Origin of the sequence: Bacillus inaquosorum (genome assembly GCF_023238325.1) — a bacterium.
Classification (GTDB): domain Bacteria; phylum Bacillota; class Bacilli; order Bacillales; family Bacillaceae; genus Bacillus; species Bacillus inaquosorum.
On the sequence record NZ_CP096592.1, the window covers coordinates 195,818 to 212,671 of the forward strand.

The following is a 16,854-nucleotide window of genomic DNA, read 5'->3' on the forward strand; positions in this document are numbered from 1 at the left end:
TCTCTCCTTATCATGAATGGTAATTTTCGATTGCTTTGTCTATAAAACCGTTTGCTTCATTAAGCAATGTCTTAGCTTGTTCCTGATCTGTACGTGTTTTGAGCATGACGATTGCCGTTTTGACGTGATGATCGGCTTGTTCCAGTGTATTTCTGGCTGTGTCGTATGAAGCGTTTGTGAGGCTTTGGATGATGCTGATGGCACGTTCTTTTAGTTTTTTGTTGCTGACGTTGACGTCCACCATCAAGTTTTCGTAAACCTTGCCGATTTTGACCATTACTGCGGTGGATATCATGTTTAGAATCATTTTATGAGCGGTTGCGGCTTTCATACGTGTTGATCCTGTAATGGCCTCAGGTCCGACGACAACCTCAATGCTGTGATCCGCATCCTTGCTGATGGCGGAATTTTCATTACAGGTAAGGGCGATGGTGTGTGCTCCGACTTTGCGGGCGTATGTTAGGGCGCCTGAGGCATAGGGTGTGCGCCCGCTTGCTGCGATGGCAATGACGGTGTCGTTTGAAGTGAGTTGTATGTTTTTTAAATCCTCAGCTCCTGCTTCTTCACTGTCTTCAATGCCCTCTGCTGCCTGCAAAAATGCTTTGGGGCCTCCAGCCATGATTCCGATGACCTGATCTGGGCTTACGCTGTAGGTGGGAGGACATTCAACAGCATCCATGACACCGAGTCTGCCGCTTGTGCCGGCGCCTGTGTATATGAGGCGGCCTCCATTTTGAAACGAGTCGTACGCGCAGTCTACAGCTGTTTTAATATCGGGGAGAACCTGCTGAACGGCGGCAGCAACTTTCAAATCTTCGTTATTAATCATTTTGAGGATGCCGAGCGTGTTTGCTTTGTGGATTTCCGCTGTTTGGCTATTACGTGATTCCGTTGTAAGACGGTGAAGGTTTAATGGTTCTGACATGAGGATGCCCCCCTGTTTAAAAATAATATATCTTATTATTCAGTATATTCATTTCTGTCATGATATTTCAACTATGTTTTTGTATTTTTAAAATTTTATTTCATGCAAGACTATAAGAAATAATGAAGAATCAGCTGTTCCCCGAGCGGCCCGATTCTTCGCCGTCCTTTATCAAGGAACCCGCTTTTCATATAAAGGTGCTTTGCTCGTGTGTTCAGGTGATTGACGGCCAAGATGATTTCATCGCACCATGGAAAATAACCGCTCACAAAAGAGGGAAGCTGAAGCATTGCTTTTTTGGCATAGCCTTTCCCGTGATGCATAGCATTTAAAGACAGGGAACTGAGCAGTAAAGCAAATGGATTGTTAGAATAGGGTGCAAGCGTTTCTTTTGATGTATGTAAAATGAAAAAACCGACTGGCAGATCGTCTTTTAAGATGACAACTGGATATCGGTCCTGTATGCCCAGGGCCTGAGTCAGCACCTCTTTGGGGAGAGAGGTAAAGCGTTTGTCATCGTTATTTAGCGTGAATGATTGAAGCTCCGGCAAATGTTCAGGCTTATAGAAGGATAAAGAAATGTCTTGAGTCATGTGGTGGCCTCCTTACAATATGTCGTCTAGCTGGTTTTCTGAAATGACGCGGTAGCCCGCTTGTTTTAGCAGTGCGGCAGTCACTCCGCTGCCGGCGATTTTTTTGCCAGAGAATGTGCCGTTATAGATAAAACTGCTTCCGCACGATGGACTGTTTTCTTTTAATATGACGGCAGAGGCATTGATTTCTTTTGCGTAAGCTAATGTTTTAGCGGCGCCTTCCATATATAATTCTGTTACATCTTCTCCTGAAGCTGTCACGATTTTCGCGGTTCCATTGAGAACATCCTCGCCTTTGCCTCCGATGATCTCTGCAGGTTCGCGGGGAGTTGAGAAGCCGCCGAGAAGCTCGGGGCATGCCATAACTGCTTTATTTTCTTCGACGAGTTTTCTGATTTTCTCCGATGCGGCATGAGAGCCGTTGTATCTGCATTCAATGCCGCCAAGGCAAGAACTGACTAGAATCATATTGGTTTCTCCTCTCTTGATTTGTTTGTCTCTATCATAAAAGAAATGATAAATGTTGGGAGGCTTTTTCAGTTAAAAAAGGAGTTAAAAAGTTTGAAAATAAAAAATTTAATTTTCCTCTTTACAAACAGGGGGTAACCTGTATATAATAACTTTTGTCAGCTCGACGAGAACACAAACGGCCCGTTGGTCAAGCGGTTAAGACACCGCCCTTTCACGGCGGTAACACGGGTTCGAATCCCGTACGGGTCACCATTTGGAGGATTAGCTCAGCTGGGAGAGCATCTGCCTTACAAGCAGAGGGTCGGCGGTTCGAGCCCGTCATCCTCCACCATCTTGCCGGTGTAGCTCAATTGGTAGAGCAACTGACTTGTAATCAGTAGGTTGGGGGTTCAAGTCCTCTTGCCGGCACTCTTTTCTTACATCTATATGGAGGGGTAGCGAAGTGGCTAAACGCGGCGGACTGTAAATCCGCTCCCTCAGGGTTCGGCAGTTCGAATCTGCCCCCCTCCACCATTATTGGGCTATAGCCAAGCGGTAAGGCAACGGACTTTGACTCCGTCATGCGTTGGTTCGAATCCAGCTAGCCCAGTCACAGACACCTTTGACCAAAAGGTGTCTTTTTTTCTTTTTAAAATCATTCCAATTTCTAACTGTTCAGTCTGTATAGTAATTTTAAAAATATGTTAAGGTAGTTTATTCACGAATTACCATCTACACCCTGCCAAAAATTTGATAAACTTATTTTATAAAAAAGTTGAAACCTTTTGAAACGAAGCTCGTATACATACAGACCGGTGAAGGCAGAGGTTAGATAAATATGGAAATGATGATTAAAAAGAGAATTAAGCAAGTCAAAAAAGGCGACCAAAATGCATTTGCGGACATCGTAGATATTTACAAGGATAAAATTTATCAGCTTTGCTACCGTATGCTTGGCAATGTGCATGAGGCGGAGGATATTGCACAGGAGGCTTTCATCAGAGCGTACGTTAATATCGACAGTTTTGATATTAACCGGAAATTTTCAACTTGGCTTTATCGAATCGCGACCAATTTGACCATTGACCGCATTCGCAAAAAGAAGCCTGATTATTACCTCGATGCAGAGGTGGCTGGTACGGAAGGCTTGACCATGTATTCACAAATCGCCGCAGATGGGGTTTTGCCTGAAGATGCAGTAGTGTCGCTGGAGCTCTCAAGCACGATTCAGCAGAAGATTTTAAAGCTTCCTGACAAATACAGAACAGTCATCGTATTAAAGTATATTGACGAACTCAGATTAATTGAAATCGGCGAGATTCTGAACATTCCTGTGGGGACTGTAAAAACGCGGATTCACAGAGGCAGAGAGGCTCTCAGAAAACAATTAAGGGATCTTTAAGTGGGGTGATGAAATGAGCTGTCCTGAACAAATTGTGCAGCTTATGCATATGCATCTTGATGGAGATATCCTTCCAAAAGATGAAGACGTATTAAAGGAACATCTTGAGACATGCGAGAAATGCAGAAAGCATTTTTATGAGATGGAAAAATCCATAGCGCTCGTCCGGAGCACATCGCATGTTGAAGCCCCCGCGAATTTTACCGCTAACGTCATGGCAAAATTGCCTAAGGAGAAGAAAAGAGCTTCTGTGAAAAGATGGTTCAGATCCCATCCCGTTATCGCAGCTGCTGCGGTATTCATCATTTTGATGGGCGGAGGTTTTTTAAACAGTTGGCATAATGACCACAATTTCAGCGTGTCCAAGCAGCCGAATCTTGTGGTGCATAACAACACTGTGATCGTGCCTGAGGGTGAGACGGTCAAAGGTGATGTCACTGTTAAAAACGGCAAGCTGATTATTAAAGGAAAAATAGACGGGGATGTAACCGTCGTAAACGGCGAAAAGTATATGGCCTCTGCTGGACAAGTCACCGGTCAGATTGAAGAAATCAATCAATTATTCGACTGGACATGGTACAAAATGAAGTCTGCGGGGAAAAGTGTACTCCATGCATTAGATCCAAATGGAAAAGAGTAAAGCGCGTCAGTCGCTTTGCTCTTTTTTTACGGGCTGAGAAGGCGGGCACATTTCACTTGCTAAATCGAAATGTGGTATAATGGGCTCGCTATGTAAAGTACATATGCGTAACACGTAAAACACAAAATACGAAATGACTGAAATCTTGGAGGACGAGGAAATGGCTTTTGAGGATATCCCTTTTTTGCAGTACCTCGGCAATGCCGTTGATATTCTCCTTGTTTGGTATGTGATATATAAATTGATTATGGTGATACGCGGCACGAAAGCGGTTCAGCTGTTAAAAGGAATTGTAGTGATCGTGCTTGTTCGTATGGCCAGCCAATACTTGGGCCTCAGCACGCTTCAATGGCTGATGGACCAAGCGATAACATGGGGATTTTTAGCAATTATTATTATTTTTCAGCCTGAGCTGAGAAGAGCGCTTGAACAGCTCGGCCGCGGCCGCTTTTTTTCAAGGAGCGGTACGCCTGTAGAGGAAGCGCAGCAGAAAACGATTGAGGCAATCACAAAAGCGATCAATTATATGGCGAAACGCCGTATAGGCGCCCTGCTGACCATTGAGCGGGATACTGGAATGGGGGATTATATTGAGACCGGCATACCATTGAATGCCAAGGTCAGCTCTGAGCTGCTGATCAATATTTTTATTCCGAACACTCCGCTTCATGACGGTGCGGTGATTATGAAGAATAATGAAATTGCCGCTGCCGCTTGTTATCTGCCGCTTTCGGAGAGCCCGTTTATTTCAAAAGAACTGGGTACGCGGCACAGAGCGGCTGTCGGCATCAGCGAAGTAACGGACAGTTTGACGATTATTGTGTCTGAAGAGACCGGCGGCGTCAGTGTGGCGAAGAACGGCGACCTTCACAGAGAGCTGACGGAAGAAGCACTGAAAGAAATGCTTGAAGCCGAGTTTAAGAAAAACACCAGAGACACTTCTTCTAACCGCTGGTATTGGAGGGGCAAGAAAAATGGATAAATTCTTAAACAACCGCTGGGCTGTGAAAATCATTGCTCTGCTTTTCGCGCTCTTGCTTTATGTGGCGGTTAACAGCAATCAAGCACCGACTCCGAAAAAACCGGGTGAATCTTTCTTTCCGACATCAACAATTGATGAAGCAACACTGACCGATATACCGGTCAAAGCGTATTATGATGATGAAAATTACGTCGTGACAGGTGTCCCGCAAACGGTTAATGTCACGATAAAAGGCTCGACAAGCGCCGTGAAAAAGGCTAGGCAGACAAAGAACTTTGAAATTTATGCCGACATGGAAAATTTAAAAACCGGCACACATAAGGTCGAGCTTAAGGCCAAAAACGTGTCGGATGGGCTGACAATCTCGATCAATCCGTCTGTTACGACAGTGACCATTCAAGAACGGACGACCAAAAGCTTTCCCGTAGAAGTGGAGTACTACAATAAAAACAAGATGAAAAAAGGCTATTCTCCGGAGCAGCCGATTGTCAGTCCGAAAAATGTGCAGATTACGGGATCTAAAAATGTGATTGATAACATTTCTCTTGTGAAAGCTTCAGTGAATTTGGAAAACGCAGATGAAACGATTGAAAAGGAAGCGAAAGTAACTGTTTATGATAAAGACGGAAACGCGCTTCCTGTCGACGTGGAGCCCTCGGTCATCAAGATTACCGTTCCGGTGACAAGCCCGAGTAAAAAAGTGCCTTTTAAAATTGAACGGACAGGAAGCCTTCCTGACGGTGTCAGCATAGCGAATATTGAATCCAGCCCCAGTGAGGTAACAGTTTACGGCTCTCAGGATGTGTTGGATTCTCTTGAATTTATTGACGGCGTCAGCTTAGATTTAAGCAAAATTAACAAGGATTCCGATATCGAGGCAGACATCCCGCTTCCTGACGGCGTCAAAAAAATCTCGCCGTCAAAGGTGACTTTGCATATTGAAGTTGATAGTGAAGCGGATCAAAAATTTGAGAATGTCCCTATTAAGACTATAGGGCTGAGCAGCTCGCAAAACATTGAGTTTCTAGATCCTGAATCGCAGGCGATAGACGTGACGGCTAAAGGCTCTCCCGCTAATATAAAAAATCTGAAGAAATCTGATATTGAATTGTATGTGAATGTTTCAGATTTAGATGATGGGGAGCATAGCGTGAAGCTTGAAGTAAATGGGCCTCAGAATGTAACCTGGTCCTTGGGGCAGAAAAACGCCAAAATCAAGCTGACGTCCAAAAAAAGCAATACATCGACTAATGATAACAGTGGCAATACATCAGGAAACCAGGATGACACAGATAAACAAACGAATGATCAAGATAACAAGCAGCAAGAAGATACAACGAACACTGATAAAGACAGCAATGATCAAAAACAAGACGAAAATAAAGATCAAAACCAAGATCAGGATGAGGACGAATCCACTGCGGATTCACAATCCTCATCGGAATAAAAAAGGAGCGATTATAAAATGGGCAAGTATTTTGGAACAGACGGTGTAAGAGGTGTCGCCAATAGTGAGCTTACACCTGAGCTGGCCTTTAAAGTCGGACGTTTCGGCGGTTATGTACTGACTAAAGACAAACAACGTCCAAAAGTGCTGATAGGCCGCGATACACGGATCTCCGGCCATATGCTGGAGGGAGCCCTTGTCGCCGGACTTTTATCCATTGGCGCAGAAGTCATGCGTTTGGGTGTCATTTCTACACCTGGTGTCTCTTATTTAACAAAAGCAATGGATGCAGAGGCAGGCGTCATGATTTCTGCTTCTCACAATCCAGTGCAGGATAACGGCATCAAGTTTTTCGGGGGAGACGGATTTAAGCTTTCTGATGAACAGGAGGCTGAAATTGAGCGCCTGATGGACGAACCGGAGGATAAGCTGCCAAGACCGGTCGGAGCTGATCTTGGGCTTGTAAACGATTATTTTGAAGGCGGCCAAAAATATCTGCAATTCTTAAAACAGACAGCTGATGAAGATTTCACAGGTATTCATGTGGCGCTTGACTGTGCTCATGGCGCAACGTCTTCCTTGGCGACACACCTGTTTGCTGATTTAGATGCAGATGTGTCAACAATGGGAACTTCTCCAAACGGATTAAATATTAATGACGGCGTCGGATCGACTCATCCGGAAGCGCTCAGCGCGTTTGTCAAAGAGAAAAACGCCGATCTGGGTCTTGCGTTCGATGGTGACGGCGACCGCCTGATTGCTGTCGATGAAAAAGGAAATATCGTTGACGGCGACCAAATCATGTACATATGCTCAAAACACCTGAAATCAGAGGGCCGTTTGAAGGATGATACAGTGGTTTCAACCGTGATGAGCAACCTCGGCTTCTATAAGGCGCTCGAAAAAGAAGGCATCAAAAGCGTACAGACAGCTGTGGGCGACCGCTACGTAGTAGAAGCGATGAAAAAAGACGGCTACAATGTTGGCGGAGAGCAGTCAGGACATCTTATTTTCCTTGATTACAACACGACAGGAGACGGATTATTGTCTGCTATTATGCTGATGAACACTTTGAAAGCGACAGGCAAGCCGCTGTCAGAGCTTGCAGCTGAAATGCAGAAGTTCCCGCAGCTGTTAGTCAATGTGAGAGTAACTGATAAATATAAAGTCGAAGAAAACGAAAAAGTAAAAGCTGTTATTTCTGAAGTTGAAAAAGAAATGAACGGCGACGGCCGGATTTTGGTGCGCCCTTCAGGCACTGAACCTCTCGTCCGTGTCATGGCTGAAGCGAAGACGAAAGAGCTGTGCGATGAATATGTAAATCGCATTGCTGAAGTCGTCCGGTCAGAAATGGGATTGGAGTAACGAAGTCTATAATTAGAGAGCGAACAAGACAAGCGAGATTTACATATGATAATTGTGAGACATGTGGCAAAGTTGTTTAAAAAACAATTGACCGTTCATGGCACATGCTGTAAAATCAAGCTTGTCTTGTTCTTATTTTCTCTGAGGAAGAAAAGACGGGATTATTGCTTCACCTATAATGATAGCGCCCGAACTAAGCGCCCGGAAAAAGGCTTAGTTGACGAGGATGGAGGTTATCGAATTTTCGGCGGATGCCTCCCGGCTGAGTATGCAGATCACAGCCGTAAGGATTTCTTCAAACCAAGGGGGTGACTCCTTGAACAAAGAGAAATCACATGATCTTCCAAAAAACATGTAGGAGGGGACGATTGAAAGTCCCCTTGAAATTTGACTTTCTTCGTCTCCTTTTACAATCTTAGGAGGAAGAAAAATATGTGTGGAATCGTAGGTTATATCGGTCAGCTTGATGCGAAGGAAATTTTACTGAAAGGGTTAGAAAAGCTTGAGTACCGCGGATATGACTCTGCTGGTATTGCTGTTGCCAACGAACAGGGAATCCATGTGTTCAAAGAAAAAGGACGCATTGCGGATCTTCGTGAAGTTGTGGATGCCAATGTAGAAGCGAAAGCCGGAATTGGCCATACTCGCTGGGCAACACACGGCGAACCAAGCTATCTAAACGCTCACCCGCATCAAAGCGCACTGGGCCGCTTTACACTTGTTCATAACGGCGTGATCGAGAACTATGTTCAGCTGAAACAAGAGTATTTACAAGATGTAGAGCTCAAAAGTGACACCGATACAGAGGTAGTTGTTCAAGTAATCGAGCAATTTGTCAACGGAGGACTTGATACAGAAGAAGCGTTCCGTAAAACACTTACACTGTTAAAAGGCTCTTATGCAATTGCTTTATTCGACAACGAAAACAGAGAAACGATTTTTGTAGCGAAAAACAAAAGCCCTCTATTAGTCGGTCTTGGAGATACATTCAACGTCGTAGCATCTGATGCGATGGCGATGCTTCAAGTAACCAACGAATACGTAGAGCTGATGGATAAAGAAATGGTCATCGTCACTGATGATCAAGTTGTCATCAAAAATCTTGATGGTGACGTCATTACACGTGCGTCTTATATCGCTGAGCTGGATGCCAGTGATATCGAAAAAGGCACGTACCCTCACTACATGTTGAAAGAAACGGATGAGCAGCCTGTTGTCATGCGCAAAATCATCCAAACGTATCAAGATGAAAACGGCAAACTGTCTGTGCCTGGCGATATCGCTGCCGCTGTAGCGGAAGCGGACCGCATCTATATCATTGGCTGCGGAACAAGCTACCACGCAGGACTTGTCGGTAAACAATATATTGAAATGTGGGCAAACGTGCCGGTTGAAGTGCATGTAGCGAGTGAATTCTCCTACAACATGCCGCTTCTGTCTAAGAAACCGCTCTTCATTTTCCTTTCTCAAAGCGGAGAAACAGCAGACAGCCGCGCGGTACTTGTTCAAGTCAAAGCACTCGGACACAAAGCCCTGACTATCACAAACGTACCGGGATCAACACTTTCTCGTGAAGCTGACTACACATTGCTGCTTCATGCGGGTCCTGAAATCGCTGTTGCGTCAACGAAAGCATACACTGCACAAATCGCAGTTCTTGCGGTTCTTGCATCTGTGGCTGCTGACAAAAACGGCATCGATATCGGATTTGACCTCGTCAAAGAACTTGGTATCGCTGCGAACGCAATGGAAGCCCTTTGCGACCAGAAAGACGAAATGGAAATGATCGCCCGTGAATACCTGACTGTATCCAGAAACGCTTTCTTCATCGGACGCGGCCTTGACTACTTCGTATGTGTCGAAGGCGCACTGAAGCTGAAAGAGATTTCTTACATCCAGGCAGAAGGCTTTGCCGGCGGAGAGCTGAAGCACGGCACGATTGCCTTGATCGAACAAGGTACACCAGTATTCGCACTGGCAACACAAGAGCACGTAAACCTAAGCATCCGCGGAAACGTCAAGGAAGTTGCCGCTCGCGGAGCAAACACATGCATCATCTCACTGAAAGGCCTAGACGATGCGGATGACAGATTCGTACTGCCGGAAGTAAACCCAGCGCTTGCTCCGTTGGTGTCTGTTGTTCCACTGCAGCTGATCGCTTACTATGCTGCACTGCATCGCGGCTGTGATGTTGATAAACCTCGTAACCTTGCGAAGAGTGTTACTGTCGAGTAATATGTTTAACCCCTTTGGTTATTTAGCCAAAGGGGTTTTTTGTACATCCGGTTTATAAGTGAACGGATATTTTTATTTTTCATTCTCCGTATTCCCAACATCAAATTTGGCTCCCATTGAATTAGAATTTGAGTTTTTGTTGACAATGTTTAAAATTTAGCATATCTTATACTTAACTTAATAACGGCCCAGATGTTTATTTTCGTTTGTTAAATAATTAGGCCTTTAGCATTCTATTAATATTTAATTTTAAATCTTGATAGGATGAAAAAGGATCCTAATAAAAAAGGAAGAGTAACATAAGCCGATTTGTTTTATAGTCAAGGGACTAAATTAGAGTATAACGATATTTCATTCCTTTAGAAGGAAGTTAAAACACTGTATAAAAAATGACCAATAATAAGGTAGCTCTTCAAAAAACTTTGCTGAAGTTAGTTGAAGTGAAGCCGACAATTTTCAAGATTCAATGATCTAAATTAATCATTGAAATTTTGAAGTTGTCGGTTTTTTTGTTGGGAAAAAATAGAGGTAAATAAAATTTTAGAAAAATATGATCTGATTTAAAGGTCTTTTGAGCAATAACGAATTTAAAAAGGGAGAATTTGAAATGTTAGTTTCGCTGAGTTTGTCATCATTATTAACATTATTTTTTATTATGCTTATTATTTCCGGGATAAGTGGATTATTGTTTTTACTTCCACGAGTACCCTTGAGTTATGTTCGCATTCATATTGGTATCTTGGCTTTACCGCTTTTGGTTTCCTTCCTGCTTTTTGTCAATAGTAGTGTGAGTGGAGATATTGGCCCGTGGCACTTAGATTCCTTAGCTTGTTTAATGACTTTCTTTGTTCTTGCAATTGGTTTCGTCATTCAGCGTTTTTCTGTACGTTACTTAATGGGAGATCGATCATATCGAAAATATTTTACGCTTTTTACTTTCACTACAGGTGCTGCTTCAATTACATGGTTAAGTGGCGATCTCCGCTTGATGGTTATATTTTGGGGAGCAACTCTTGTCGGTTTAACCTTACTTATTAGGTTAAACAGTGCTTGGCATGTGGCTAGTGAAGCAGCCAAGGTTTCTGGTCGGTTATTTTTGTTAAGTTGGTTTTCTTTGTTTTTCGCGATGATTTGGCTTTTTCAAGTCACAGGTCAATGGCGGTTATCATTGGTTTTAACAAATGAAAGTTTAGCTCAACTGGGGATTTGGGAGAGAACAGTGATTCATTTATTGATTGTGTTAGCAGTGATCATTCCTGCGGCTCAATGGCCATTCCAAAGGTGGTTAATTGAGTCTATTGTTGCTCCGACTCCTGTTTCTGCGATTATGCACGCAGGTTTAGTAAACGCAGGCGGGATTATACTAACTCGATTTTCACCTCTATTTAATGGTGGTATAGCATCGATTATTTTACTTCTGCTTGCTGGCATCTCTGTATTGATTGGAACTGGTATTAGTTTGGTCCAGGTTGACTATAAACGCCAGCTAGTAGGCTCCACGATTGCACAAATGGGGTTTATGCTCATTCAGTGTGCATTAGGAGCCTATATAGCAGCTATTATTCATCTTATTTTACATGGTTTATTCAAAGCTACGTTGTTTTTACAGGCTGGTTCAGCAGTACAGCGGCATGAAGGATCGACTCGGGCTAATGAGGGATCATCCTATTTATGGATCGCGGCTGGCCGTACGTTAGCCTTAGTGATAGGCGTTGCTTTTTGGCTCGCTGCTCCTGGAGAGGGGTATCAATTCATCAGTGCGCTGATCTTAGGGTGGTCATTGTCCGTTTCTTGGACTCAGCTCGTAGCTTTTGGAGAGGGGAAAATTGGCCGAATTGTTGGCTTAATATGTTTAGGAGGAGCAGCCCTCGTCTATTTTATCATTCATAACCTCTTCTATAAGTGGCTGCATACAATCGATTTTCAAAGTGTTCAACCTCCAATGTCAGCTGTCATCATTGTTGTATGTCTCTTACTATTTGGCAGTGCTCTAGGTACGTGGGTTGCTCGTCATCGTTCTTCAGTGCTCTTCGCGGTAATCTATCTTTGGTTAGTTCGATTAGGTGAAGCAAAACCAAAGTCAGTAGAGAGTCACCCAGACTACCTTAAACAATATTTATCATAAGGAGCTAATCTGAGATGGGCATTACATCCGTATTAACGAAAGAAAATGTAAAAAAGAAAGATACAGATATTGATGTTCAAAGTGATCTTAACGTTTTAATTACATCCGCCAGCCGAGTGATTGCGCCACTTTGGCCTATTTCCACATTTGCTGCACGTAATCCGTGGATGGGGCTTGAAAACCAATCTTTTGATCAGGTTGCAGGTTGGTTGAAAAACACTCGGGATGTTGATATATACCCTAGTGCATCTATAATCCGTTCAGCAAAGAATAAAGGTGAGATTGATGAAGATTTTGTGGAAATGGGGCTGCAGCGTTGGCTTGATTCACATTCCTTTAATATCCCACGGGACGTGGCAGAACGATTTTGTCATGCTGGATTACAATTAGATCCACTGCCTTCCGACCTTTTATCATCGCATAAGCTGGAGAAATTGGTGAATGAATGCAGTGGATTGGATCATATCGAGAGTTTTTATATGCAACCAATAAGTTCATATATAGAGAATCAAGATGGTGAAAGGTTAGTCAATATCCTAGATCATCATGTCATTAAGTGGTGTAAATTATATCTTGATGACTCTCAAGCGGGTTGGACAATGCCCAATCGTGAGGAAGGTTTCTATCGTGCCTGGCAGCATCTCATTCAGTATGATCCAGCACTTAGTAAAAAGCAGCGTGAAAGGTTAAAAGGTTGGCCGCAAGAGGCACATTTGGCTTTACAAGAAGCGTTATTCGCACTAGAAATCCCCGAATCAGAAATCCAGCGTTATCTTGAAGGTCATTTACTTTCCTTACCTGGATGGGCAGGGATGATGCTTTGGCGCTCCCAACAATCGAGCCATGAACATGCACTCCTGACAGAATATTTAGCGGTCCGAATATCCATGGAGTGGGCTCTTATAAAGCCATATTTACCTATTCATAATGAACGATTTGAGAATAAAATTTCAATTGCTCCCCTTATAGCAGCTTGGATTCATTGGGGGGGACTTACATTAGAGAAATGGCCACAGATGTCGGCCGATGAACAAAACGAATATTTATCATTTGCCTACAGCTTTGATGAGAAACTTCGCAGGAAACTTTGGTTAGAAGCTTGGGAACAAACATACACTGATCGATTAAGTCAGAAGATCATCTCAAAACAACGTGAAACCAATGGTAAAAAATCTACACTAGCTCAATTGGCATTCTGCATCGATGTACGATCAGAGCCTTTTCGTCGTCAACTAGAAAAAGAAGGTCCATTTGAAACGATTGGTATTGCTGGTTTCTTTGGGGTGCCGATTGCAACTTGTGAACTTGGCAGTAAACACAGTCATGCCTCCTTGCCGGTCATACAAAAACCGCAAAATACAATAAAAGAGTTTGCAGATGAAGATGTACTCGAAAAATACAACCAACGCACGCAAGCGGTTCATTCATTAAGCCATACATTTAAAAAGATGAAACAGAATGTACTTACGAGCTTGCTTTTACCTGAGCTAAGCGGGCCTTGGCTTAGTCTGCAAATGGTAGCACGTAGCTTTGTGCCAAGAAAAACGGATCGTTTCATTCGTAATCTCCGTGAGACTTGGTTACGTAAACCTGATACAAAACTCTCGCTTCATCATGAGTATGACACAGAGGCAGAAATACCTGTAGGTTTTACTGAAGAAGAAAAAGTGAACCATGCTCGGCAAGCTCTAAAAATGATGGGATTAACAGAGAATTTCGCACCATTGGTCGTGATATGCGGGCATGGCAGCCAAAGTATCAATAACCCTTATGCGGCAGCTCTTGACTGTGGTGCCTGCGGTGGAGCGGCCGGTGGATTCAATGCAAGAGTTTTAGCTGCTTTATGTAATCTTTCAGAGGTAAGAGAAGCTCTTTTAACTGAAGGAATTAAAATCCCTGAGGATACAGTTTTTGCTGCCGCTGAACATAATACAACGGTGGATGAATTACATTGGCTTTATGTACCAGAGCTTTCAAAAGCTGCACAGGAAGCATTTGAACGTATCGAAGCTGTTATGCCGAAAGTGAGACATAACGTAAATTCAGAACGTCTAGCCCAATTACCGAATGTCCAATCGAAACTTAAAAACCCGAAGGCTGAGGCACACCGATTTGCGGAAGATTGGAGTGAGATACGTCCGGAATGGGGACTGGCTCGTAATGCCGCTTTTATTATCGGCCAACGTGAACTAACTCAGGATTGTGATTTGGAAGGAAGAGCCTTCCTTCATAATTATGATTGGAAGCAGGACGAAAGCGGTGAACTCCTAGCAAATATTATTGCAGGACCTGGAACTGTGGCCCAATGGATTAATTTACAATATTACGCATCAACGGTAGCACCTCATTATTATGGCAGCGGAAATAAAGCAACTCAAACCGTTACTGCAGGTCTCGGAGTTATGCAGGGGAATGCAAGTGACTTGTTAGCCGGACTGCCTTGGCAATCCGTCATGCAATCAGATTATGAGGCTTATCATTCTCCTCTTCGTTTGTTAATTGTCATCCAAGCACCTAGAGAATATGTAGAACGGTTATTAAATAATGACTCAGTATTTCTCCAAAAAGTTCAAAATGGATGGGTCCGACTGGCTAGTATTGATCCAGAGGGATGCTGGGAAAGCTGGTAATTATGAATCTAAATATTATCAAATGGATTTGTTACTCAATATAAAAATGAAAAACATAAAGAAGAGGTGTGCTATATGAATGGAAATCAAAATAAAAAAGTATTATTTTTGACGGACATGGAAAACGGCTTGGAGCCTATTTTACAAGAAGTGACTAACACTCCAGCAGAAAATATGCTGACTATACAAAGCTATGGTGCCGGTATCTCACATCCTTATGGAGAAATAATGAGGTCTGTTATTTTTGCGATTTACCAGGAAGATGTTGAGGAGGTTTTTGTGGTAGGAACAAAAGATAAGGGGACTTCCACAGGTAATGGACTAACTCAACTTGAAACAATGAAAGATAAAATACAAACATTGGATTATCTATTTCAAAACTGCAGGCCTGAATTTTTAGGTGGTACGGTCGATGAATGGCTAAATGAAAATAGTACTAGTGTTGAAAAAAGTGTTGATATCATTCGTCAGCATCCACTAGTGCCGTCATATGTTAAAGTTAGAGGTTTACTCGTTCATCATAAGGATGGAAAAGCCTCAATTGTGGAGGTTCCTGATGTTAAAACAGGTCAAGCCCTACCTGATCATTGCTTGTCATGATGAAATGAAGGTTCAGCTTTTAAACGCACCCATATATGGAGAAAGAAGCAGTTCTAAGGAGATTGTATGAACGCTAATTTAACTGATTTTGTAACGAAAACAATAGAGGAAATGAGCTCGTTTGATCGAGAAAATATGGAATGTATGAAAAAAGTAATTAGAAAAGCAATCGATTTTTATCATTTAAAATCCTATGAAGAGGTTGAGGAAACCCATTTAGGGAGCGTTCGATTTTTGCATGTCCACTCTATGATGGAAGAAAATATGTTATCCAAAATGATAGTGGTCTCAAGAAACGGTAAAACTGATTTGGATATTGAAGGTGTATATGAAGGACATGTTGTAAGAGAATATTAATGAGACGAAATAACTAATAGAATATGCCAATTTTTTTGCCAGGAGATGTGTTATATATGAAAAAAACGAGAGGTTCTATTGAATCAGAGATCAGTAAGTCCATTACTCAATGGGAGAAGGATTATCTTGGGCGTGGGTCTGTATCTGTTAAAACTGATATACTGCGGGATATGATCATCGTTAATTTAAAAGGAATTTTAACACCAGCTGAATATGCAGTTTGTGGTTCAAAAGAGGGGATGTTATCTATCAAACAAACTCGTTCGGAGTTAGTTGAATCAGGTATAGAAGGTCTTAAGGATATTATCCTTACGATAACTGGAGAAGAAGTGAAAAGTTTTCATACTGATTTAAGCTCCCGGACAGGTGAACGAGTGATGGTATTTAAATTATGTAATGATTTAGAGAAAAATCTTTAATATAAAGAATTAAATGTTTGTCAAAGAGGTTGGAAGCTGATTGAACATAATCAACTTCCGCTTCTTTTTTTAGAGTTAGTGCCACCATTGTTTTAATTCACAATCTAAGCGGATGCCAAAATTAACAAAGCCACTGCCGGGTTCCCCAAAGCGTACAATGCCATGATTAGAGACCAATTTCTAAAGCTTTATGATACATTTAAGCAGGAACAAAAGTCTTTGGTTTTTGGTATGCTGTCTTCAGTTTCATTTCACAGAATTAGTCATAAATAAGCCTAAAAAAAGCTAGCATCAAAAAACGAATTGACATATCGGAATATAACGATATAATAATTGTCATGGAACCAATTGAAGTATTCAAAGCCTTATCAAATGAATCAAGGCTGCAAATTTTACAATGGCTGAAGGAGCCTGATCGTCATTTTGCACCCCATGAAGGGATTGATATGAACACAATCGGGGTATGTGTCAGTCAAATAACAGACAAATTGAAAATGACGCAATCGACGGCTTCCCAATATCTCACCATCCTTTTAAGAGCCGGCCTGATTAAGGCGGAACGAATCGGAAAGTACACTTATTACAAAAGAGATGAAGAAGCCATTGGGAAACTTGCTGACTTTCTTAAAACAGAGATATAAAAATAAACATCAAAAGATGTTTATTTTTACGCCATACATATCG

15 protein-coding genes and 5 tRNA genes are annotated in these 16,854 nt (G+C 42.5%); 17 read left to right on the forward strand and 3 right to left on the reverse strand.

From position 1 onward, the window contains the following. Positions 1-10: 10 nt before the first annotated feature. From murQ to M1M80_RS01100, 3 genes are all read right to left on the reverse strand, one after another. The gene (gene murQ / locus M1M80_RS01090) at positions 11-925 is read right to left on the reverse strand and encodes an N-acetylmuramic acid 6-phosphate etherase (RefSeq protein WP_060397813.1); all 915 of its coding nucleotides are present in this window, start codon (positions 923-925) and stop codon (positions 11-13) included. A gap of 110 nt (positions 926-1,035) precedes the next feature. After that, positions 1,036-1,518, reverse strand: a complete 483-nt coding sequence (locus tag M1M80_RS01095; RefSeq protein ID WP_019257306.1) for a GNAT family N-acetyltransferase — start codon at positions 1,516-1,518, stop codon at positions 1,036-1,038. Between the two features lie 12 nt (positions 1,519-1,530). Then, complete coding sequence (locus M1M80_RS01100) at positions 1,531-1,986, reverse strand: 2-thiouracil desulfurase family protein (protein ID WP_003241460.1); 456 nt, start codon at positions 1,984-1,986, stop codon at positions 1,531-1,533. A gap of 180 nt (positions 1,987-2,166) precedes the next feature. On the opposite strand from M1M80_RS01100, the gene M1M80_RS01105 reads away from it, so the two are divergent. The 17 genes from M1M80_RS01105 (at position 2,167) to M1M80_RS01185 (ending at position 16,811) form a co-directional block, all read left to right on the forward strand. Continuing rightward, positions 2,167-2,241, forward strand: a tRNA-Glu gene (locus tag M1M80_RS01105). Positions 2,242-2,244: 3 nt separating this feature from the next. Further along, positions 2,245-2,320 (forward strand) — tRNA-Val (locus M1M80_RS01110). A 4-nt stretch (positions 2,321-2,324) separates the two neighbouring features. Further along, positions 2,325-2,397, forward strand: a tRNA-Thr gene (locus tag M1M80_RS01115). Between the two features lie 20 nt (positions 2,398-2,417). Continuing rightward, positions 2,418-2,502, forward strand: a tRNA-Tyr gene (locus M1M80_RS01120). A 4-nt stretch (positions 2,503-2,506) separates the two neighbouring features. Beyond that, positions 2,507-2,578, forward strand: a tRNA-Gln gene (locus tag M1M80_RS01125). 228 nt (positions 2,579-2,806) lie between these two features. Beyond that, positions 2,807-3,370: an RNA polymerase sigma factor SigW gene (sigW, locus tag M1M80_RS01130; protein WP_060397815.1), complete on the forward strand. Its 564-nt coding sequence runs from the start codon at positions 2,807-2,809 to the stop codon at positions 3,368-3,370. A gap of 13 nt (positions 3,371-3,383) precedes the next feature. Then, positions 3,384-4,010 (forward strand): anti-sigma-W factor RsiW, encoded by a 627-nt coding sequence (gene rsiW, locus M1M80_RS01135; protein WP_003241455.1) that lies wholly within the window; start codon positions 3,384-3,386, stop codon positions 4,008-4,010. A 160-nt stretch (positions 4,011-4,170) separates the two neighbouring features. After that, positions 4,171-4,992, forward strand: coding sequence for a diadenylate cyclase CdaA (gene cdaA / locus M1M80_RS01140; protein WP_003223651.1), 822 nt, complete (start codon positions 4,171-4,173; stop codon positions 4,990-4,992). Then, positions 4,985-6,439, forward strand: coding sequence for a CdaA regulatory protein CdaR (cdaR, locus tag M1M80_RS01145; RefSeq protein WP_060397816.1), 1,455 nt, complete (start codon positions 4,985-4,987; stop codon positions 6,437-6,439). Before cdaA ends, cdaR begins: the two co-directional genes overlap by 8 nt. 18 nt (positions 6,440-6,457) lie before the next feature. Continuing rightward, positions 6,458-7,804 (forward strand): phosphoglucosamine mutase, encoded by a 1,347-nt coding sequence (gene glmM / locus M1M80_RS01150; RefSeq protein WP_003241450.1) that lies wholly within the window; start codon positions 6,458-6,460, stop codon positions 7,802-7,804. A 432-nt stretch (positions 7,805-8,236) separates the two neighbouring features. After that, a complete protein-coding gene (gene glmS, locus M1M80_RS01155; RefSeq protein WP_003241446.1) occupies positions 8,237-10,039 on the forward strand; it encodes a glutamine--fructose-6-phosphate transaminase (isomerizing) in 1,803 nt (600 codons plus the stop codon). Between the two features lie 607 nt (positions 10,040-10,646). Next, positions 10,647-12,164, forward strand: coding sequence for an NADH dehydrogenase subunit 5 (locus tag M1M80_RS01160; RefSeq protein ID WP_060397817.1), 1,518 nt, complete (start codon positions 10,647-10,649; stop codon positions 12,162-12,164). A gap of 14 nt (positions 12,165-12,178) precedes the next feature. Beyond that, complete coding sequence (locus M1M80_RS01165; protein WP_060397818.1) at positions 12,179-14,794, forward strand: DUF2309 domain-containing protein; 2,616 nt, start codon at positions 12,179-12,181, stop codon at positions 14,792-14,794. A gap of 75 nt (positions 14,795-14,869) precedes the next feature. Then, on the forward strand, positions 14,870-15,394 hold the full coding sequence (locus M1M80_RS01170; protein WP_060397819.1) for a carbonic anhydrase: 525 nt from the start codon (positions 14,870-14,872) through the stop codon (positions 15,392-15,394). Between the two features lie 66 nt (positions 15,395-15,460). Continuing rightward, positions 15,461-15,751 carry a DUF6407 family protein gene (locus tag M1M80_RS01175; protein ID WP_003241434.1) on the forward strand — a complete coding sequence of 97 codons (291 nt, stop codon included), beginning with the start codon at positions 15,461-15,463 and terminating at the stop codon, positions 15,749-15,751. A gap of 56 nt (positions 15,752-15,807) precedes the next feature. After that, the gene (locus M1M80_RS01180; RefSeq protein WP_060397820.1) at positions 15,808-16,170 is read left to right on the forward strand and encodes a Na-translocating system protein MpsC family protein; all 363 of its coding nucleotides are present in this window, start codon (positions 15,808-15,810) and stop codon (positions 16,168-16,170) included. Between the two features lie 338 nt (positions 16,171-16,508). Beyond that, positions 16,509-16,811, forward strand: coding sequence for an ArsR/SmtB family transcription factor (locus M1M80_RS01185; RefSeq protein ID WP_003234907.1), 303 nt, complete (start codon positions 16,509-16,511; stop codon positions 16,809-16,811). Positions 16,812-16,854: the final 43 nt, after the last annotated feature.